General features: G+C 71.1%; 14 protein-coding genes and 1 pseudogene. 11 read left to right on the top strand and 4 right to left on the bottom strand.

The genetic code is table 11. The annotated features are described in order from the left end of the window. Positions 1–2: 2 nt before the first annotated feature. On the top strand, positions 3–881 hold the full coding sequence (locus tag ABTX62_RS20360) for a carbohydrate ABC transporter permease (RefSeq protein ID WP_352117466.1): 879 nt from the start codon (positions 3–5) through the stop codon (positions 879–881). Next, positions 878–1,702: a carbohydrate ABC transporter permease gene (locus ABTX62_RS20365; protein ID WP_352117467.1), complete on the top strand. Its 825-nt coding sequence runs from the start codon at positions 878–880 to the stop codon at positions 1,700–1,702. The genes ABTX62_RS20360 and ABTX62_RS20365 overlap by 4 nt, the downstream gene beginning before the upstream one ends. 35 nt (positions 1,703–1,737) lie before the next feature. Here the strand turns inward: ABTX62_RS20365 and ABTX62_RS20370 are convergent, their stop codons facing one another. Beyond that, the gene (locus ABTX62_RS20370; protein ID WP_352117468.1) at positions 1,738–2,940 is read right to left on the bottom strand and encodes an RNA-guided endonuclease InsQ/TnpB family protein; all 1,203 of its coding nucleotides are present in this window, start codon (positions 2,938–2,940) and stop codon (positions 1,738–1,740) included. 101 nt (positions 2,941–3,041) lie between these two features. Between ABTX62_RS20370 and ABTX62_RS20375 the strand changes: the two genes are divergently transcribed. The 6 genes from ABTX62_RS20375 (at position 3,042) to ABTX62_RS20400 (ending at position 9,345) form a co-directional block, all read left to right on the top strand. Then, positions 3,042–4,148 carry an ABC transporter ATP-binding protein gene (locus ABTX62_RS20375; protein WP_352117469.1) on the top strand — a complete coding sequence of 369 codons (1,107 nt, stop codon included), beginning with the start codon at positions 3,042–3,044 and terminating at the stop codon, positions 4,146–4,148. Next, positions 4,145–4,957: a DeoR/GlpR family DNA-binding transcription regulator gene (locus ABTX62_RS20380; RefSeq protein ID WP_352117470.1), complete on the top strand. Its 813-nt coding sequence runs from the start codon at positions 4,145–4,147 to the stop codon at positions 4,955–4,957. Before ABTX62_RS20375 ends, ABTX62_RS20380 begins: the two co-directional genes overlap by 4 nt. A 57-nt stretch (positions 4,958–5,014) precedes the next feature. After that, entirely contained in the window at positions 5,015–6,094 is a 1,080-nt protein-coding gene (locus tag ABTX62_RS20385) for an ABC transporter ATP-binding protein (protein ID WP_352117471.1), read from the top strand. Then, positions 6,091–7,122 carry a 2-hydroxyacid dehydrogenase gene (locus ABTX62_RS20390; protein ID WP_352117472.1) on the top strand — a complete coding sequence of 344 codons (1,032 nt, stop codon included), beginning with the start codon at positions 6,091–6,093 and terminating at the stop codon, positions 7,120–7,122. Before ABTX62_RS20385 ends, ABTX62_RS20390 begins: the two co-directional genes overlap by 4 nt. A gap of 19 nt (positions 7,123–7,141) precedes the next feature. Beyond that, entirely contained in the window at positions 7,142–8,566 is a 1,425-nt protein-coding gene (locus ABTX62_RS20395; RefSeq protein ID WP_352117473.1) for an FGGY family carbohydrate kinase, read from the top strand. Between the two features lie 557 nt (positions 8,567–9,123). Continuing rightward, a complete protein-coding gene (locus ABTX62_RS20400; RefSeq protein WP_352117474.1) occupies positions 9,124–9,345 on the top strand; it encodes a hypothetical protein in 222 nt (73 codons plus the stop codon). 3 nt (positions 9,346–9,348) lie between these two features. On the opposite strand, the gene ABTX62_RS20405 is transcribed toward ABTX62_RS20400, so the two are convergent. Then, a complete protein-coding gene (locus tag ABTX62_RS20405) occupies positions 9,349–9,987 on the bottom strand; it encodes a mycothiol-dependent nitroreductase Rv2466c family protein (RefSeq protein ID WP_352117475.1) in 639 nt (212 codons plus the stop codon). Positions 9,988–10,125: 138 nt separating this feature from the next. Here ABTX62_RS20405 and pepN point away from each other — a divergent pair, with 138 nt between their 5' ends. Then, complete coding sequence (gene pepN, locus ABTX62_RS20410) at positions 10,126–12,705, top strand: aminopeptidase N (RefSeq protein WP_352117476.1); 2,580 nt, start codon at positions 10,126–10,128, stop codon at positions 12,703–12,705. Positions 12,706–12,900: 195 nt separating this feature from the next. Next, positions 12,901–13,941, top strand: coding sequence for a hypothetical protein (locus tag ABTX62_RS20415; RefSeq protein ID WP_352117477.1), 1,041 nt, complete (start codon positions 12,901–12,903; stop codon positions 13,939–13,941). 269 nt (positions 13,942–14,210) lie between these two features. Here the strand turns inward: ABTX62_RS20415 and ABTX62_RS20420 are convergent, their stop codons facing one another. Next, positions 14,211–15,971 (bottom strand): TIGR03767 family metallophosphoesterase, encoded by a 1,761-nt coding sequence (locus tag ABTX62_RS20420; RefSeq protein ID WP_352117478.1) that lies wholly within the window; start codon positions 15,969–15,971, stop codon positions 14,211–14,213. A gap of 231 nt (positions 15,972–16,202) precedes the next feature. Further along, positions 16,203–16,642: pseudogene (locus ABTX62_RS20425) on the bottom strand (NUDIX hydrolase). A 242-nt stretch (positions 16,643–16,884) separates the two neighbouring features. Here ABTX62_RS20425 and ABTX62_RS20430 point away from each other — a divergent pair. Further along, entirely contained in the window at positions 16,885–20,196 is a 3,312-nt protein-coding gene (locus tag ABTX62_RS20430; protein WP_352117479.1) for a S8 family serine peptidase, read from the top strand. Positions 20,197–20,387 lie beyond the last annotated feature (191 nt).

A 20,387-nucleotide genomic window follows, 5' to 3' on the forward strand; every position in this document is an offset into this window, starting at 1 on the left:
CCGTGCGGCTCGCGCTGCGCCCGTACCTCCTGATCGTCCCGGCCCTGCTGCTCACCTGCGGGATCCTCTATCCCTTCGGGCTCGGGCTGTACTACACGCTGTTCGACTTCTCGGCGAGCAGACCGCGGCCGGACATGGTGGGGTTCGAGAACTACCGAACCGTCTTCACGCAGGAGGCGTTCTGGAACTCCGCGTGGGTGACGGTGCTGTACGCCGTCGGGGCGGCGCTCGCGGAGACCGTGCTCGGGGTGGCCGTCGCCCTGCTGCTGCACCGCTCGACCCTGGTGGGCCGGGTGCTGGAGAAGATCCTCATCCTGCCGTTGATGATCGCCCCGGTGATCGCGGCGATCATCTGGAAGCTGATGCTCCAGCCGTCCGTCGGGGTCGTGAACCACCTGCTGCGGCCCTTCGGGCTGGGCGGGGTGCAGTGGACCGACACCCCTACGGGTGCCCTCCTGTCGTCGATCGCCGTGGACGTGTGGGTCTACACCCCGTTCGTGGCGATCCTCGCCCTCGCCGGTCTGCGGTCGCTGCCCACCTCCCCGTTCGAGGCGGCGGCCGTGGACGGCGCGGGGTGGTGGTACACCTTCCGGCGGCTGACCCTGCCGATGCTGTGGCCGTACGTGCTGGTCGCGGTGATCTTCCGGTTCATGGACTCGCTGAAGGTGTTCGACATCATCTACGCCCTGACCGAGGGCGGGCCGGGCGATTCGACGGTCGTCCTGCAGATCCGGGCGTACCTGGAGGCCATCCGCTTCCAGCGCTACTCCTTCGGGATCTCCTACACGATCGTGCTGTGGGCCGTGGTGTACCTGGCCGCGATGGCGCTGGTGAAGCACCTGGGGAAGATCCAGCGGAAGGCCGCGGAGGTCACCACATGAGGAAACGCGCCCTGGGGTGGCTCGGCGACGCCGCCCTCGTCCTCTACTTCGTCTTCGCGCTGTTCCCGGTCGCCTGGATGGTGATCCTGTCGCTGAAACCGGCTGACCAGCTCTTCTCCACCTACTTCTCCTTCTCCCCGACCCTCGACGGCTACCGGACGGTCCTCGGCGACAGCGGGGGCATCCCGTTCGTGCGGTTCTTCGTCAACAGCCTGGTGGTGTCGGTGGGGGCGGTGGTGCTGTCGCTGGTGGTGGGGCTGCCGGCCGCGTACGCCTCGGCGCGGTGGCGGTTCAAGGGGTCGGAGAACCTGATGTTCACCCTGCTGTCGTTCCGCTTCGCGCCCGAACTCACCGTGATCATCCCGCTGTTCGTGCTGTACCAGAAGCTCGGTCTGTTCGACACGTACGTCGGCATGGTGTGGGTGCTGCAACTGGTGACGCTGCCGCTGATCGTGTGGATCATGCGGTCGTACTTCGCCGACCTCACCCCCGAGTTGGAGCAGGCCGCCCTGCTGGACGGCTACACCCGCAAGCAGGCGTTCTTCAAGGTGGCGCTGCCGCTGGTCAAGCCGGGCGTCGCGGCCGTGTCGCTGCTGGCGTTCATCTTCGCCTGGAACAACTTCGTCTTCCCGCTGATCCTCACCTCCAACGAGGCCCAGACGGTGACCGTGGGCGCGCTGTCCTTCCTCGGCGGTGACCGGCCCAAGTACAACCTGACGGCCGCCGCCGCGCTCGTCTCCGTCGTGCCGCCGCTGCTGCTGGCGCTGACGATCCAGCGGTACCTGGTGCGGGGCCTGTCGTTCGGGGCGGTGAAGTCTTGACTGCTCTCCCTCGCAAATTAAGGAAGATTCCTGGCTCAGGCCGCCTCCTGGAGCAGCGCTCCAGGAGGTCTTACGCCCTCGGCACCAGCCGGGTTCAGACCAGCCCGGATGAGCATCACACGAGCGGAGTTCTTGTCTCTTGGAGAGACCGCTCCGCACGCCGTGCAGGTGTAGGTACGTTCCGACAGCGGAAGTGCGTGCTTGGTTCTCGCTCCGCACGACGCGCAGTCCATGGTGGTGTGCGCGGGGTGCACGAGACGGACGTCGCGCCCGTGCTTGCGGCCCATCTCGATCAGAGCCTGCTTCGTGGCGCCGATGGCACCGTCCGCCGCCTTGCGCGCCATGGTGGTCCTGGCGAGGAACTTCGGCCGGAAGTCCTCCACGGCGATGGCATCGTGATCGCGCACGACTTTCTTCGCCCATTTTCGCGCGGTGTCCTGTCGCTGCCGGGCGATTTTCTGGTACGCCTTCACCCGCAGCTTTTTCGCCTCGCGATAGCCCTTGGAAGCAGCCTGCCCCTTCTTCGGCTTGCGGCGGGCCATCATCCGGTCGTACCGGGTCAGCCTTTCCCTGCTCTTCTTCCCGTGCTCGGCGTGTGGGAGGTCATGAGCGTCGGACGTGGTGGTCGCGGTCTCCCTCACACCCCAGTCGACACCAAGCACCGCACCGGTCTCCGGCAGCTGCTCAACTACGGCGGGGACGACGAACGAGGCGTACCAGTGGCCGACGTTGTCCCGGTACACCCGCACACTGGACGGCTCGGCGGGCAGCTCCCGCGACCACACCACCGTCAGGACAATGTTCCCGGCCAAGTGCAGACGGCCGTCCTTCAGCCGGAAACCGCGCCGCGTGTAGTTCAGCGTCGGGTCTGCCTCGCGCTTCTTCTTGTACCTGGGCATCCCTGCCCGCTGCCTCATCGGCAGCCGGTCCTTGAAGTCCTTGAGCGCCTTGGCACGGGCCTTGCCAAAGTCGCGGATGAGCTGCTGCTGGGGCACGCTGGAGCCCTCGGCCAACCAGGGCGTGACAGCGCGGGCCTCGGTCAGCATTTTGTCCATCATCGCGGGGCCGCACTTCTCCCCGTCCTGGTGGGCCTTCTTGGACCGGGCAATGCACTCATTCCAGATCCACCGACACCGGTCCCACTCCGCCAACAGTGCAGTGCGGGCAGAGGACAACACACGGAGCCGGTAGGTATACCGGGCGTGCCCCGCCTCGTTGACTCCGCTGAGTGCCGTCATGGCACCAAGCTAGGACCCGGGATTCGCTCTTCTCTGCGAATGCCAGAACACCCACACGAACGAGTGAAGTCCCGCCCGCACGGCATCCTCCGGGAGGCCCGGTGAACTCCAACAAGACGGCCATCGCACTACGAGGAGTGCACAAGACGTACGGCACGGTCACCGCGCTTGACGGGCTCGACCTGGACATCTACGAGGGCGAGTTCTTCTGCCTGCTCGGCCCGTCGGGCGCGGGCAAGACCACGACCTTGAAAACCGTCGCCGGGCTCGAACAGCCCGACTCCGGCACGGTCGTGCTCGACGGCGAGGACATGCGGGGCGTCGAGCCCTACGACCGGGGTGTGGCGATGTGCTTCGAGAGCTACGCCCTCTACCCGCACCGCTCGGCCTACGACAATCTCGCCTCGCCGCTGCGCTCGCCCCGGTACCGGCTGCCCGCAGCCGAGGCCCGGCAGCGGATCGGCGCGACAGCCGAACTGCTGGGTATCTCGGGGCTGCTGGACCGGCCGGTGGGCCGGCTGTCCAACGGGCAGCGGCAGCGGGTCGCCCTCGGCCGGGTGCTGGTCCGCCCGGCGCGGGCCTTCCTGCTCGACGAGCCGCTCTCCCACCTCGACGCCAAACTCCGCCAGCAGATGCGGGCCGAGCTGAAGGCGATCGGGGCCGTGCAGCGCACCACCACCCTCTACGTCACCCACGACTCGGTCGAGGCGCTCGCCCTCGGCGACCGGATCGGGGTCGTCCGGGAGGGCCGGATGGTGCAGACCGGCACCCGGGAGGAGATCTGGTACCAGCCGTTCGACACCGAGGTCGCGCGGGCCTTCGGCCGGCCCCGGATCAATCTGCTGCCGGGGGTGGTGACGCGGAGCGGGGTGCGCTCGGACGGCGGGGCCGAGCTGCCGGTGCGCGCGCGGGCCGCGCCCGGCACGGACGTCCTGGTCGGTCTGCGGCCCCGGGACCTCGCCCTGCGCGGCGAGGGCCACGAACTGACCGGGACGGTGTACGTCACCGAGGTGCTCGGCCGGTCCGTGGAGGTCACCGTCCGGCTCGGGACCGGGAGGCAGCGGGTGTCGCTGGTGGCGGCCCGGGCGGACGCGGCGCGCCTTCGCCCGGACGATCCGGTACGGCTCGTGGTCCGGCCTGAGAACCTGCTGCTGTTCGAGGCCGACCGGCCGGAGCGACCGGGACGACGGATAGAGACGCAGCCATGAGCAGCAACAGCGGTGGTGGACAGCAGGGGCCCGCGGCACGGCAGGCCGCCATGGCCGAGCAGGTGCTGGCCGACGGCTCGGCGACGGCGGCGGAGCTCGCCGAGCGGTTCGGGGTGAGCCTGATGACCATCCACCGGGACCTCGACGAGCTCGAACGGCAGGGCATCGTCAGGAAGTTCCGGGGCGGGGTGACCGCGCAGCCCTCGGGGGTCTTCGAGTCGAACGTGCAGTACCGGCTGAAGAGCATGCGGGCCGAGAAGGCCGCCGTCGCCGAGCACGCGCTGCGGATGGTGGAGCCCGGGATGGCGATCCTGCTGGACGACTCCACGTCCGCCCTGGAGATGGCGAGACGGCTGCGCACGGCCGAGGTCACTCCGCTGACGGTCGTCACCAACTTCCTGGAGGCGATCAACCTCCTCTCCGACCAGCGGGGCATCCGTCTGATGGCGCTGGGCGGTGACTACGACCCGCTGCACTCCTCGTTCCTCGGGGTGTCGTGCGTGGAGGCGGTCGAGCAGCTCCGGGTGGACGTGTGCTTCGCGTCGACGTCGGCCGTGCACCGGGGTTACGCGTACCACCAGGAGCAGCACATCGTGTCCGTGAAGCGGGCGATGCTCGACGCGGCGGCACGCAACGTCCTGCTGATCGACCACACCAAGCTCGGCCGGGTCGCCCTGCACCGGGTCGTCCCGCTGGCCCGCTTCGACACGGTCCTCGTGGACGGCGGGGCGGCACCGGAGGCACTGCGGGATCTGGACGAGCACAAGGTCCGTTACGAGGTCTGCGCGATGCCCGTGAGCGAGCCATAGGGGGCCCGCCGGTGTCTCGGCGCCTGGAGGCGAACGAGCCGAGGAGAGGGAACGGCCATGACGGGACTGGAGTTACGTGAGCTGAGGAAGACCTACCGGTCCCGGGGGCGGCCCTCGGTGGAGGCCGTGCGCGGGATCGACCTGGACCTCCGGCCCGGGGAACTGCTCGGGCTGCTCGGTCCGTCCGGGTGCGGCAAGTCGACGATCCTGCGGATGATCGCCGGGCTGGAGTCCGTCACCGGCGGGGACATCCTGGTCGGTGGGGCGTCGGTCGTCGAACTGCCCGCACAGCGGCGGAACATCGGCGTGGCGTTCGAGAACTACGCGCTGTATCCGCCGCTGTCGGTCGCGGAGAACCTGGCGTTCGGCCTGAAGGCCCGCAAGAGGGCCGACCGCGGGGACGTCGGCGGCAAGGTGAAGGATATCGCCGAGCGGGTCGGTCTGACCGGGCTCCTCGACGCCCGCCCGGCCGGCCTGTCCAGCGGCCAGAAGCAGCGCGTGTCGCTGGCCCGGGCCCTGATCCGCGAGCCCGACGTGCTGCTCCTCGACGAACCCCTCTCCCACCTGGACGCGGCCCAGCGCGACACCACCCGCCGTGAACTGAAGCGTATCCAGAAGGACTTGGGCCACACCACGATCCTGGTCACCCACGACCAGGAGGAGGCCCTCTCCCTGGCCGACCGGATCGCCGTGATGCACGACGGCGTCATCCGGCAGCTCGGCACCCCGTACGAGATCTACGACAGTCCGGCCGACGTGTTCGTCGCGGACTTCGTCGGTGAACCCGCGATCACCCTGCTGCCCGGCATCGCCGACGGTGACGGGCGGGCCCGGCTCTCCGGCGCGGTGCGCCTCGCGCTGCCCGTGCCGGTGGAACGGGGCCGCGAGGTGGTGGTCGGCATCCGCCCCGAGGACGTCCGACTCACCGCCGAGGACGGCCTGCCCGCCCGGGTCGTCGCCCACGAACCGCTCCTGGAGTCGGGCCTGGCGACCCTCGCCCTGGACGGAGTCGAACGGCATCTGGTCGCCCTCACCGGCCCCGAGGTGCGGCTCGCCCACGACGAACGGGTCCGGGTCGCCGCCGACCCCGAGCACACCCATGTCTTCGACGCCGAGACAGGAGATGCCCTGCGATGACTGACGGAAACAGCGTGCGTGTCGTGGCCGCCGGAGATCACTTCGTCCTGCCGTCGCTGATCACACGGGCGGTGCGGCACGAGGTGGAGCGGGCGGACGTCAGGGAACTGGAACTCGGATGGCCGCTGGAGCCGTTCGGGCCGGTCGCCGAGGTGCGGGAGGCCAGTGACGCCGAGGACGTGATGATCGGGGCGCTGGCCGGGGCGGAGGTCCTGGTCACGCAGATGGGGCCGGTGACGGAGAAGGTCCTCGCCGCCTGCCCGGATCTGAGACTGGTCGTGGTCTGCCGGGGCGGTCCGGTCAACGTCAACCTGGAGGCGGCCGAGCGGCGTGACGTGCGGGTGTGTTTCGCGCCGGGCCGCAACGCCGCCGCCACCGCCGAGTTCACCGTCGGCCTGATGCTGGCCGCCCTGCGCCGCATCCCCCAGGCCCACGATCCGCTCGTCCGGCGGGGCAGCTGGGAGGGAGCGACGTACTACACGTACGAGCGCAGCGGACTGGAGCTGGAGGACCTGCCCGTCGGGCTGGTGGGGTACGGGGCCGTCGGCAGCCGGGTCGCGCGGGTGCTCTGCGCGTTCGGGGCGCGGGTGATGGTCTACGACCCGTATGTGCGCGGTGAGATCCACGGTCTGCGCCTGACCTCCCTCGACGACCTCCTGCACCGCTCGCGGGTGATCAGTCTGCACGCCCGGCTCACGCCCGGGACCCGGGGGCTGATCGGCGCCCGGGAGCTGGGACTGCTGCCGCCCGGCGCGGTGGTGGTGAACGTGGCGCGGGGCCCGCTGCTGGACGAGGGCGCGCTGTGCGACGCGCTGGAGAGCGGCCGGGTGTCGGCGGCGGCGCTCGACACCTACGAGCGGGAGCCGCTGCCGTCGGAGTCCCGGCTGCTGGGGCTCGCCGACCGTGTGGTGCTCACCCCGCACCTGGGCGGGGCCTCGCGGGCGGTGGCGGAGAAGGCGGCGCGGATCGCCGCCGAAGAGGTGGGCCGCTGGGTGCGCGGTGAGCCGCTCGCGCACTGTCTGACCTGAGGACCCGGAGGAGCGCCGCATGTACGTCGGTATCGATGTGGGCACGTCCATGGTCAAGGCGGCGGCCTTCGACGCCACGGGCCGTGAACTCGCCGTGGCCGCGCGCCCGGTGGGTCTCTCCCTGCACGGCGGGGTCGTCGAGCAGGACATGGAGGAGGTGTACGGGGCGGTCGTCGCGGTGCTCGGCGAGGTCACCGAGCGGGTCCCCGGCCCGGTCGAGCTGGCCGGGCTCACGGGGCAGGGCGACGGGGTGTGGCTGGTCGACGCGCAGGGGCGGCCGGTGCGGGCGGCGGCCTCCTGGATGGACGGGCGGGCGCACGAACTCGTCGACCGCTGGCTGGCCGACGGCACGTTCGAGACGGTGTTCCGGCGGACGGGCAGCGCGATGTTCCCGGGCTGCCCGGGCCCGCTGCTGGCCTGGCTGGACCGTCACGAACCGCGGGCGCTCGACACCGCGAAGGCCGCCCTGTACTGCAAGGACATGGTGTTCCAGCGTCTGACGGGAGCCGGTTCGACGACCGATGTGTCGGACGCGTCGATGCCGTTCCTCGACCCGCGGACCCGGGCCTACGACGACGGGGTCGTCGAGCTGCTCGGGCTGGCGCACCGCCGGGGACTGCTCGCCCCGGTCAGCGACCCGGTGGCCACGGCCGGGGCGCGGGGCGAGGGCCTGCCGCCCGGGACCCGGATCGCGAACGGCCCGTACGACCTGCCGGCCTGTGCGCTGGGGGCCGGGGTGACGTCCCCGGGGGACGGTCTGCTGATCGTCGGCACCTGTCTGGCCAGTCTGGTCGCCACGACCGGGCTCGACCTGACCGGGGAACCGGCGGGCCTGTACATCTCCACCGACCGGCCCGGGCACTGGCTGCGCGCCATGCCCGCCATGGTCGGCACGGCGGCGCTGGACTGGGTGCTGTCGACGACGGGGGTGCGGCACGACGAGGTGGACGGCCTGCTGGCGGCGACGCCTCCGGGTGCGAACGGTGTCGGCGTGCTGCCGTACTTCGCGCCCTCCGGTGAACGTGCTCCCTTCGTCGAGCCGCGTCTGCGTGCCGAACTCAGCGGTGTCTCCCTGGAGTCGACCCGCGGTGATCTGGTCCGTGCCACCTGTGAGGGCATCGGGTACGCCGCCCGGCACTGCCTGGAGGCGGCGGGCCTCACCGGGAACCTGGCCGTCTGCGGGGGCGGCACGCGCAGCTCCGCCTGGATACGGCTGCTGGCCGATGTGCTGGGCAGGCCGTTGCGGGTCGTCGAAGGCGAGGTGGGGGCGCGGGGCGCGGTCCTGGCGGCGGCCGAGCGCTACGGGGTGGCGCTGGACGCGGTGGCGTGGACGAGACCGACGACGGTCGTCGAGCCGGACCCGGGCCGGACCGCGTTCTACACGCGGGGTTACGAGCGGCACCTGGAGCGGCTGGCGCAGGCCCGGGCCCGGGCGCGTCGGTGAACCCGCTTGCGACGAAGGGGAGTCGCATGCGGCTCGCAGACCGAGCACCGGCGTGCTTCCGGTCGATCGGCCTGCCGCTGGAGCCCGCGCTCGCGGCCGCGGTCCGCCGCGACCGGCTCGGCCGACGCGAGTGCGTCGTGCGGTCCTGCGAGCCGACGAGCCTGCGGCGCATGACGGATCCGGGGGTGCCGCCGTGGCCGGCGCTGGGGGCGACGGGCGGCCCGTTCGACCTGCCGTCCACGACCTACCGGGACATGATGACCCCGGCGGGCCCAGCGGGCATCGCCCGGTACGCGGACCGGATCGGGCCGGACACGCCCTCGGTCGCCGGCCCGAGCCTCGTCGCGGACGCGCAGGCGGCGGGCCCGCGGATCGGGCCCCGCACCTTCCGCCACCTTCCGCGCGGACCACCAGTTCCTGCCCCGGGAGGGCGACACGGGGAGCGGACCGACCGGTTTCGGGGACGCGTTCGCCGCGTACGCGCTGTACTACCGCTTGGGGGTCGGCGCGGTGGTGGCCGACTTCCCTGACCTGGCGGTGATGGCAAGGAGGCGCTGATGTTCTTCAAGGACAAGCACTGCCCGACCTGTGGCGGCGGCGGCACTCAGGTGTTCGCGCCGCTCAAGCCCACCGAGCGCAAGGCCCTCGGGACCAACCGCACGGACCTGTGGCGCTGCACCGCCGCGGGCTGCCGGTGGTACCAGCCCTGGGACCACCGGGCAGGCGGGGGCCGGCTCCCGGAGGAGTTGATGAACCCGGAAGCCGACGCCTCGACGTGAGGCCTACAGGTTGGAGAAGTCCGGGCCCTTGGTGCGGGTGCGCTTGATCTCGTAGAAGCCGGGGACCGAGGCCACGGCGAGGGTGCCGTCCCAGAGGCGGCCGGCCTCCTCGCCCTGCGGGGCCGGGGTGACGACCGGGCCGAAGAAGGCGATCTGCTCGCCGTCGGAACCGGGCACGGCGATGACCGGGGTGCCGACGTCCTGGCCGACCTTGTCGATGCCCTCCTTGTGGGAGGCGCGCAGCTCGGCCTCGTACGGGGTGGAGTCCCAGTGCTCGAGGAGGGACTCTGGCAGGCCCAGGTCCTTCAGGGCGGCGGCGACCGTCTCCTTGCCGGGGCCCTCGTCCTGGTTGTGGATGCGGGTGCCGAGCGCGGTGTAGAAGTCGCCGAGGACCTCGGGGCCGTGCTCCTGCTGGGCGGCCATGACGACCCGGACGGGGCCCCACGCCTTGGTCTCCAGCAGCTCGCGGTACTCCTCGGGCAGCTCGTCCAGCTTGTCCTCGTTGAGGACGGCGAGGCTCATGACATGCCAGCGCACCTCGATGTCCCTGACCTTCTCCACCTCCAGCACCCAGCGGGAGGTCATCCAGGCCCAGGGGCACAGCGGGTCGAACCAGAAGTCGACGGGGGTCTTGTCCGACATGTCTCTCCTCACGAGGAAACCGTTTCCCCGGCAACGCCGGTACGCGCTGCCGTCATTCCCGGCTGCCCCGTGTCAGGTGCACGTGGCAGGATCGGTCCTGTTCAGCCCGTGCCCCACGACATCTGAGGAGTGCCGCCCGTGCCCGGTGAGAATCTGTCCCGCGACGAAGCCCGGGAGCGGGCCGCCCTGCTGAGCGTCGACGGGTACGAGGTGTCCCTCGACCTGCGGTCCGCGATCGGTGAGGTCCGGGGGGACGGGCCCCGCACCTTCCGCTCCGTCACGACGATCCGCTTCCGCTGCAACGAGCCCGGGGCGAGCAGCTTCGCCGACCTGATCGCGCCGAGTGTGACGGCCGTCTCACTCAACGGCCGTGATCTGGACCCCGGCGAGGTCTTCGACGGCTGCCGGATCGCACTGGAGGACCTGGCCGCGGACAACGAGCTGGTGGTCGACGCCCAGTGCGCCTACTCCCGGACCGGCGAGGGCCTGCACCGCTTCGTCGACCCGGAGGACGGCGAGGTGTACCTGTACACCCAGTACGAGCCGGCCGACTCCCGCCGGGTCTTCGCCACCTTCGAGCAGCCCGACCTGAAGGCCCCCTACCGCTTCGAGGTGCGGGCCCCCGAGGGCTGGACGGTGTGGAGCAACGGGGCCGGTGAGCAGGCCGACGGGGTGTGGCGGTTCGCCGAGACCAAGCCGATCTCGACGTACATCACCTGCGTGGTGGCGGGCCCGTACCACTACGTGACGGACTCCTACACGCGCACCCTCGCCGACGGCACGACGCTGGAGATCCCGCTCGGCGCCCTGTGCCGCAAGGGCCTCGCCCCCTACTTCGACGCCGACGACGTGTTCCTCGTCACCAAGCAGGGCCTGGACTTCTTCCACGACCACTTCGACTTTCCGTACCCGTTCGGGAAGTACGACCAGGCGTTCGTGCCCGAGTACAACCTGGGCGCGATGGAGAACCCGGGCCTGGTGACGTTCCGCGAGGAGTTCATCTTCCGCGGGAAGGTGACGCAGGCGTCCTACGAGGGCCGGGCCAACGTCATCCTGCACGAGATGGCGCACATGTGGTTCGGCGACCTGGTCACCATGGAGTGGTGGGACGACCTGTGGCTGAAGGAGTCCTTCGCGGACTTCATGGGCGAGTTCTCGCTCGTCGGCGCGACGCGCTTCAAGAACGGCTGGATCACCTTCGCCAACCGCCGCAAGGCCTGGGCCTACCGCGCCGACCAGCTGCCCTCGACGCACCCGATCACGGCCGACATCCGCGACCTCCAGGACGCCAAGCTCAACTTCGACGGCATCACCTACGCCAAGGGCGCGTCGGTGCTGAAGCAGCTCGTGGCGTACGTCGGCGAGGAGGCGTTCCTGGAGGGCGCCCGGCGCTACTTCAAGCGGCACGCGTACGGCAACACGCGCCTCGGGGATCTGCTGTCGGTGCTCGGGGAGACCAGCGGCCGGGACATGAGCGCCTGGTCGCGGTCCTGGCTCCAGACGGCCGGGGTGAACGCGCTGACGCCGCAGGTGCTGCTCGGCGCGGACGGCCGCGTCGAGGAGCTGGCGGTGGTGCAGGAGGCAGCCGAGTCACACCCCGAACTGCGCCCGCACCGGGTGGCGGTGGGCCTGTACCGGGTGACGGGCGACGGGGCCCTGGAGCGGTACGCGCGCGTGGAGACCGACGTCGACGGTCCCCGGACGGTCGTGGCGGACCTGGCCGGAGCCGACGCCCCGGACCTGGTCCTGGTCAACGACGACGACCTGACCTACTGCAAGATCCGCTTCGACGAGACCTCCCTGGCGACCCTGCGCGAGCACCTGGGAGCCGTCACCGACCCGCTGGCGCGCGCCCTGTGCTGGTCGGCGCTGTGGAACATGACGCGCGACGCGCTGCTCCCGGCGCGGGAGTTCGTGGACCTGGTGCTGCGGTTCGGCGGGCGCGAGTCCGAGATCGGCGTCGTGCAGATGCTGCACGCCTGGGCCGAGTCGGCGGTCACCCACTACACGGCGCCCGCCCGGCGCGAGTCGAGCGCCCGGCTGCTCGCCGAGGGGGCGCGGCGTGAGCTGTACGCGGCCGGGGCGGGCAGCGAGCACCAGCTGGCCTGGGCACGGTTCTTCGCCCGGACGGCCACCACCGAGGCCGACTTCGAGCTGCTGCGGGACCTGCTCGCGGGCACCGCGACGGTCGAGGGTCTCGACCTGGACCAGGAGCTGCGCTGGGTGTTCCTGGAGCCGCTGGCCGCGCACGGTGCCGTGGACGAGAAAGTGCTGGCCGAGGAACTGAGCCGGGACGACACCGCTTCGGGCAAGCGCCACCAGGTGCGCTGTCTGGCCGCCCGCCCGTCCGCGGCGGTCAAGGCCCAGGCGTGGGCGCGGGTCGTGGAGTCGGACGCGCTGTCCAACGCCATGGTCGAGGCGACCATCGCGGGCTTCTCCCAGGACTCGCAGCGCGAGCTGATCGCGCCGTACGCCGAGAAGTATTTCGCGGCGATCGAGCGGGTGTGGGCCGAGCGGTCGATCCAGATCGGCATGCACGTGGTGCAGGGCCTGTTCCCGTTCCTCCAGCAGTCCCGGCAGACGCTGGACGCCGCGGACGCCTGGCTGGCCGCCCACGAGGAGGCGGCCCCGGCGCTGCGCCGGCTGGTGCTGGAGTCCCGTGACGATCTGGCACGGGCGTTGCGTGGACAGGCGTGCGACGAGGCCTCTGACCAGTAGCTTTGGCCTGAGATCCGGGCGTTCGGCCTTCGTTACGAGATGAGTGCCCGTAAGCCGTAACCCCTGGTCCGCACCCGAACGGACCAGGGGTTTTCGGCAACCGAACACCCGTCCTTTAGGGCTGGGTTGTCCATATTCGTCGACGGCCCTGTAACAGCGGTTCAAGAGGGGTGGGGACGCGGGAATCTGCGGGACATGACCCACAACACCCCGCTCTCCCCCCGCCCCCTGCGCCACCTGTCCGGCGGCGGGCGCCCCCGCGTGATGACCACGGCCCAGCTCCGCTCGCACGGCGTCTCCACGGCCGAGACGAACGAGCAGTGCCGCGCTGGCGGCCCCTGGCAGCAGATCCTCCCCGGCGTCGTGCTGCTCCACCCGAGCCCGCCGACCAGCGAGGAGCGGCTGCACGCGGTGCTGATGTACGCGGCGCGGGAGCGCGGCACCGGGGTGCCGGCCCAGCCGGGCGCGAGCGGACCGCACGCCCCCGCCTACCCCGAGGTGATGATCACGGGCCTGGCCGCGCTGACGCTGCACGGCTTCTCCTCCACTCCCCCGCTGCCGTCCCTGGACACCATCGACATCCTGGTCCCGCGACTGCGGCGGCTGCGCTCGACGGGCTGCGTGCGCATCGTCCGCACGTCCACCCTGCCCGCACCCGAGCAGGTCACCGGGGTGCCGGTGGCGCCGGTCGCCCGAGCGCTGGCCGACGCGGTCGCCGAACTCGCGGACGCCGGCGTCGTCCGCCGGCTGCTCACGGAGGCGGTCCGCAGCGGACACTGCGACCCGACGGCCGTGGTCCGCGAGCTGAACCAGGCCCGGCTGCTGAGCCGCCCCCATGTGGTGGACGCGGTGGAGTCCCTGCTCGCCGAGGGCCGGGCCCGCGCGGAGGACCGCCTGTACCGCATGGTCCACGAGTACGGCCTGCCCGACCCGGTCTGGAACGTCGACCTGCGCCTGCCCGGCGGCCCCTGCCTCGGCGGCCTCGACGCGTACTGGCCCGACCAGGCGGTGGCGGTGGAACTCGACACCCGGGCGCCCCGTCAGGACGACGACGCCCTGTGGTCCGAGTACGCCCGCAAGCGCGAGCACCTGGAGCGGCTCGGCATCACGGTCGTCCACATCACACCGCGCAAGCTCCGCGACTCCCCGGACCAGCAGGCGACGGTGGTCCGCACGGCCCTGATGGCCTCGGCCGACCGCGAACCGGCCGCGTGTGTCGTGGTGCTGCCCCGGTAGTGACGAACCGGGGCAGCACCAGCAGGGGAGAGGAGGGGCCGCCGGGACGCATCGGCGGCCCCTCCTCGCGGTGTGGACTCGCTCCTCGCCGCCCAGGCCCGCGGCGACGGGCACGTCGTAGCGGCTCGTGGAGGGTGAGGGAGCGGCGACCGTCGCCGGTGGTGACGGACCTCAACCGCCTCTCCGGCGCCCCGTGGAACAGGAGGCGAGCGCAGCACCACGGCCGGTGGTGTCGGTCGTGCGAGCCCGGGACTCCACCCCCGGGACATTCACCCCTTCTTGAGCACCAGCTCGGTGTTGCGGTCGTCCGGGTCGCCGCCGAGGGTCGTTTTCGCGCCGGGGGCGTTGAGGGACAGCTCGCGGTAGAGCGCCGCGAGGCCGGTCTGGGAGAGGTCGGAGAAGTCGGTGCGGTGCGGGGCCGAGGACTCCACCAGCGTGGTGAACAGGGAGATCGTGCCGTCCTTGTTGTCGGTCAGCTCGATGATCCGGGCGAGCTGCGGGAAGTCGACGTGGGAGGCGGTGGAGATCTCCCAGAAGGAACGGCCACCGGGCGCGGAGTGCGGGGTGATGACGTTCTTGTGGATGTGGCCGTTCACCCAGGCGAGCACCCGGGGGTGGCTGCCGAGCAGGGCGAGGACCTCCTGGCCGTTGTGACGGCGCTCGTTGGGCCTGGCCGGATCACGGCGGAGGTTCGTCATCGTCTTGCTGGTGTGATGGCTGAAGATCACCGCGTAGGAGTCCTTGTTGTCCCGCAGTGTCCTGTCGAGCCATCTCATCTGGGCCGTGCCGATGGACCCCTGGTAGTGGCCGGCGGCGTCGGTGGTGTCCAGGCTGATGCCGATGACGTCCTCGGAGATCCGGAAGGCGTAGTACTGCGTGCCCGCGTCCAGGTTGGCGAAGGAGTAGCCGTGGCCGGCCGGGCCGACACCGCGGTGGGCCGGGTCCAGGTGCGCTGCGAGGTACTCGGCCGGCGTGAAGGGAGCGCGCCGCTCGTCGGGAGTGACCGAACGCATCGAGCGGGCGTGGGAGGTGAGGAAGTCGTGGTAGCGGACGCCCTCGGGGTCCCGGGCCTTCTTGATCTGCGCCTGGAGCCGCCGCGCCTCGGCCGCGGTCACGTTCATCAGCTTCTTGCCGCCGACGGCGAGTTCGGTGAGGTACGAGTCACCGTGCGAGGCATAACAGCCCATGGGCAGGGAGTCGTGATTGCCGACCGTGGAATACCAGGGCAGGTTGAGGCCGGGGCTGCGCACTTCCCGGATGGCGGCCTTCAGGAAACCGTCGAGGTGCGGGAAGCCGGCCTGCTTGTCGGTGTCGCGGACCGCGGCGTCCGGCTGCCAGTACTGCCTGAGGCCGCTGTTCTGGACGCCCTCATAGCGGCGCGGGTCGCCGGTGTTGGGCGTGATGCGCCCGCCGCTCATGATCTTCATGAACCATTCCAGCTCGGACTTGGCGTTGTTGTCCGTGTTGTCGCCGGTGGTCATGGCGAAGTGCAGCGGAGCGCCGGTGACGGGGGCGCCGCGCAGGGCGTTGATCCGCTCCACGAGGGCGATCGCGCCCTGCACGGTCAGCGCCTCGTGCGGCCGCCAGGCGTGGATATCGGCCGAGCGCAGGTACTCCAGGCGCAGCGGGTGCTGGGCGTCGATGATGTGCAGGTCGGTGAGCTGCACGAAGGCGGCGAGCGCGGTACGGCGGCCCGCCCGGCCGGGCTTGGGCGCGGCCAGCTCGGAGCGGACGACCCGCTTCCAGCCGGGTCCGTCGCCCAGGCGCCGGTAGCCGGAGCTGCCGCGCGGGGCGGCGACGGACGCCACGGTGGTGCCCTTGGTGTACGGGGCCAGTGGCGCGGCGGGTGCCCGGCGCGAGGAGGCCGCCACGGCGGCGTCGGTGCTCTCCTCGACCGTGGCCGCCTCGCTGTCACTGGGCCGCAGGGCGTAACCGACGCCCCCGGACAGGGCGACCGCGCCGGTGGCGGCGAGGACGGAACGACGGTGGATGCCCTGGCCGGAGCCGGCGACTGAGCGTGTGCGCGACATGCGCTTCTCTCCCCGAGTGCGAACGCGTCGGCAATGGTCGCGGGGCGTCGGCGACCCGAACACCCCGCTCGTACTGGATCGTTGGCAGCGGGAATGACCTGCGCGTAAACGCGGCGGCAACGCGCGGCGCCGATCACCGAACGTGTATCTTGGACTACCCTGCGCGTCGTCGCCTGCTCCGGGACCGGCCCGTGTCCGGTCACGCGGCGTTCATCTTCCGGGGCAGGGCACCTACTCCGGGACCTTGGCCAGCCGTCCGGTGACCGGGCGCTCGCGCCACATGCGCAGGGCTATGTCGACCATCGGCACCCGGACGAGACCGGGCACGGCGTCCAGGTCCTGCCAGGCGGCGAGGTCGGTGGAGCCGTTCACCTCGTTGCGCAGTGCGCCGCCGATGATCCGGCCCTCGTAGACGAACCGGACGCCGTGATGGTCGACCGGGGGCCGCAGGCCCTCGCGGAAGACGCGGTGGGAGGAGTCCACGCCGAGCAGTCCGGTCACCTCGATGTGGTACCCGGTCTCCTCCTCCACCTCCCGCACGACGGTGTCGTAGGGATCCTCGCCGTGCTCCATGCCGCCGCCCGGCAGGACCCACTCGGGGTGCCGTCCTGGGCGGGTGAGCGGGCGAGCAGGATCCGCCCGCCCCGGACGCATACGGCGTAGGCCGCCACCCTCAACTTCTGTCGCACGAGGGGACGTTAACCGATTTCTCCGCCACCTTCAGGACTGATGCCCACAAAACGAATCGCGGGTTTTCCCCATACCTCTACTTCGTTTCGGTCAACCCTCCCCAAAGAACTTCCCCTTGCGTAAGGCTGTGCGATCGTCCGGGCTTGCCGTTCGGACCGTTGGCGACCGCGACCGATCGGTCCCGGTCGCTTCCCGCTCGTTCCTTTACCTACAAGGGATGCCGATGACCCCTCCCACCCCGCGCGATCACATATCGGGCCCGAGACGCGTGGCCCGCATCGCCGTGGCCGCCGGTATCGTCGCCGCGCTCTCCGCGGCCGGGCCGATCCCCCTGGCCTTCTCCGCCGACGGTCCCGGCACGGACGCCCCGGCCGACCCCACCGTCAAGTCCGCGCACGCCAAGCTCGGTTCGGACGACGCGGACCTGCTCGCGGAGGCCAAGGCCGACGGCGACAAGACCGTCACGATGATGATCGCCACCGCACCCGGGAAGACCGAGCAGGTCGCCGGGCAGCTGGACGCGGTCAAGGGCGGCTCGGTGGGCCGGGCCGACGACAAGCTGGGCTACGTCCGCGCCACCGTCCCGACGGCCAAGGCGGACTCGGCGATCGCCGCCGCCGCCAAGCTCTCCTCCGTGCACGGCATCGACCTGCGCGAGGAGATCCCGCTGGACGACCCGACGCCGAGCGCGGACACCGCCAAGGGCGCCAAGGCCGCGAAGGGGAAGTACCGGGCGCCGGGGAAGAAGACCCCGGCCGAGAACCCGTACAACCCGTCCTTCGAGACGGGCGCGGTCGACTTCGTCGAGGACCACCCGAAGGCGGACGGCCGCGGCGTCACCATCGGCATCCTCGACTCCGGCGTGGACCTCGGCCACCCGGCGCTGCAGAAGACGACGACCGGTGAGCGGAAGATCGTCGACTGGGTGACGGCGACCGACCCGATCATCGACAACGACAACACCTGGCGCCCGATGGTCACGGCCGTGTCCGGCCCGGCCTTCACCTACCAGGGCCAGTCGTACAAGGCGCCGGCGGGCTCGTACGCCGTCAGCCTCTTCAAGGAGTCGTACACCACCGGCGGTGACGCCAAGGGCGACGCCAACCGCGACGGCGACACCACCGACGCCTGGGGCGTGCTGTACGACGCGGTGTCCGGCACGGTCCGGGTCGACCTGAACAACAACAACGACTTCGCCGACGACACCCCGATGAAGCCGTACAAGGACGGCCACCGGATCGGGTACTTCGGCACCGACGACCCGGCCACCGACGTCGCCGAGCGGCAGCCGTTCGTCGTGGAGATCCGCAAGGACGTCCCGATGGACCCGCTGGGCGGCTCCTGGGTCGGCAAGAAGTCCGACTTCGTCAACATCGGCGTCATCGAGTCCGAGCACGGCACGCACGTCGCCGGCATCACCGCCGCCAACGGCCTGTTCGGCGGGAGGATGGACGGTGCCGCCCCCGGCGCCAAGCTGGTCTCCTCGCGCGCCTGCACCTGGTCCGGCGGCTGCACCAACGTGGCACTCACCGAGGGCATGATCGACCTCGTCACCAAGCGCGGTGTCGACATCGTCAACATGTCCATCGGCGGTCTGCCGGCGCTGAACGACGGCAACAACGCGCGCGCCGAGCTGTACACGCGCCTCATCGACACCTACGGCGTCCAGCTGGTGATCTCCGCGGGCAACTCCGGCCCCGGCGCCAACACCATCGGCGACCCCTCCCTGGCCGACAAGGTCATCTCGGTCGGCGCGTCCGTCTCCAAGGAGACCTGGGCCGCCAACTACGGCTCGGTCGTGAAGAAGAAGTACGCGATGATGCCGTTCTCCTCACGCGGCCCGCGTGAGGACGGCGGCTTCACGCCGACCCTGGTCGCCCCGGGTGCCGCGATCAACACCATCCAGACCTGGATGCCGGGCCAGCCGGTCGCCGAGGCGGGCTACTCCCTGCCGGCCGGCTACGGCATGCTCCAGGGCACCTCGATGGCCTCCCCGCAGGCCGCGGGCGCCTCGGCGCTGCTGATCTCGGCCGCCAAGCAGAAGAAGATCGACCTCACGCCGGCGACCCTGCGCACGGCCCTCACCTCGACCGCCGACCACATCAAGGGTGTGCAGGCGTACGAGGAGGGCGCGGGCCTCATGAACATCGAGGACGCCTGGGACGCCATCCGCGACGACGCCACCGCGCACTCCTACACGGTCAAGGCGCCGGTCGACACCGCGATCGACCAGTTCCTGAAGACCCCGGGCTTCGGCACGGGCCTCTACGACCGCGAGGGCGGCCTGAAGGCCGGGCAGAAGAAGACGTACGAGATCACCCTGACCCGTACGTCCGGCGCCGACAAGGCCATCCGGCACGAGCTGCACTTCGAGAACAACGCGGGCCGCACGTTCCGGATCGTCGGCTCGGACGAGGTGAGGCTGCCGCTGAACAAGCCGGTGACCGTCAAGGTCCAGGCCTCGCCGAAGTCCGCGGGCATCAAGAGCGCGATCCTGGAGGTCGACGACCCGAAGACCGAGGGCATCGACCGCCAGGTCCTCAGCACGGTCGTGGTCTCCGCTCCGCTGAAGTACACGTACTCCGCGAAGAGCTCGGTGCAGCGCAACAGCACCCAGCACTACTTCGTCACCGTCCCCGAGGGCGCGAAGACCCTCGAGGTCGCGATGAGCGGGCTGAAGGACAAGAGCCAGACCCGGTTCATCTCCATCCACCCCTACGGCGTCCCGTCCGACTCGACGTCGACGATCAACTGCTACCCGAACTACGACAACCCGGCCAACACCTGCCGCCCGGACCTGCGTTCCTACGCCGACCCGCAGGCCGGTGTCTGGGAGATCGAGGTCGAGTCGCGCCGTACGTCGCCGCTGCTGGACAACCCGTACAAGCTGGACGTCGCCGTCCTCGGCGCCGCCTTCGACCCGGAGACCGTGACCGTGGCCGAGGCGAAGGTCGGCAGCCCGGCCGCCGCCTCCTGGAAGGTGAAGAACGGCTTCGCCGCGCTCGACGGCAAGCTGGTCGGCGGCCCGCTCGGCTCGGCCAAGGTGGCCCGCCCCTCGATCAAGCAGGGCGAGACGCAGACCACGACGGTCGAGGTGCCCGCGGGCGCCAAGTCGCTGGACGTCGCCATCGGCGGTGTCTCGGACAACGCCGCGGACCTGGACCTCGCCGTGTACGACGCGTCGGGCACGCAGGTCGGCAGCTCCGCCGACGGCGACTCGGAGGAGTCGGTCTCCATCCCCTCCCCCGCCGCCGGGAAGTACTCGATCGAGGTCGTCGGCTACTCGGTGCCGGCCGGCACCACGGAGTACGACTACCAGGACGTCTTCTTCTCCGCCTCCCTCGGCAGCGTCACCGTCGACGGGTCGGCTCCGGTGAAGCTCGGCACGGGCGACTCCGCGACGGTCTCGGGCAGCGTCACCGCCGCGGCGGCCGCTCCCGAGGGGCGTGAGTTCTTCGGCCAGGTCCAGCTGGTCAACGCGCGCGGCACGGTCGCGGGCGTGGGCAGCGTGAAGATCGAGAAGGTTCTGCCGTAGCGGTTCACGGCGACCGAGTGAGGGCGGGCGTCCGCGGTGCGGGCGCCCGCCCTTCGTCGTGCGGGTGCGATCGGACCAGGGGTGCCCGCGACGTCGTGTCGTCCGCCCGGAGTCCCGAGCGCAGGCCGCGCTCTGGTGCCCCACCGCGTCGCCCCGCATCCGGTGCCCCCTGCTCGATCGGAGGCGGGAGC

It is taken from the genome of Streptomyces sp. NPDC096046 (genome assembly GCF_040303285.1).
Lineage (GTDB): Bacteria > Actinomycetota > Actinomycetes > Streptomycetales > Streptomycetaceae > Streptomyces.

Coding starts and splice junctions, on each gene's coding strand:
- ABTX62_RS20365 (WP_352117467.1), top strand. CDS start 878: ATGAGGAAACGCGCCCTGGGGTGGCTCGGCGACGCCGCCCTCGTCCTC.
- ABTX62_RS20370 (WP_352117468.1), bottom strand. CDS start 2,940: ATGACGGCACTCAGCGGAGTCAACGAGGCGGGGCACGCCCGGTATACC.
- ABTX62_RS20380 (WP_352117470.1), top strand. CDS start 4,145: ATGAGCAGCAACAGCGGTGGTGGACAGCAGGGGCCCGCGGCACGGCAG.
- ABTX62_RS20385 (WP_352117471.1), top strand. CDS start 5,015: ATGACGGGACTGGAGTTACGTGAGCTGAGGAAGACCTACCGGTCCCGG.
- ABTX62_RS20390 (WP_352117472.1), top strand. CDS start 6,091: ATGACTGACGGAAACAGCGTGCGTGTCGTGGCCGCCGGAGATCACTTC.
- ABTX62_RS20395 (WP_352117473.1), top strand. CDS start 7,142: ATGTACGTCGGTATCGATGTGGGCACGTCCATGGTCAAGGCGGCGGCC.
- ABTX62_RS20400 (WP_352117474.1), top strand. CDS start 9,124: ATGTTCTTCAAGGACAAGCACTGCCCGACCTGTGGCGGCGGCGGCACT.
- ABTX62_RS20405 (WP_352117475.1), bottom strand. CDS start 9,987: ATGTCGGACAAGACCCCCGTCGACTTCTGGTTCGACCCGCTGTGCCCC.
- ABTX62_RS20415 (WP_352117477.1), top strand. CDS start 12,901: ATGACCCACAACACCCCGCTCTCCCCCCGCCCCCTGCGCCACCTGTCC.
- ABTX62_RS20420 (WP_352117478.1), bottom strand. CDS start 15,971: ATGTCGCGCACACGCTCAGTCGCCGGCTCCGGCCAGGGCATCCACCGT.
- ABTX62_RS20430 (WP_352117479.1), top strand. CDS start 16,885: ATGACCCCTCCCACCCCGCGCGATCACATATCGGGCCCGAGACGCGTG.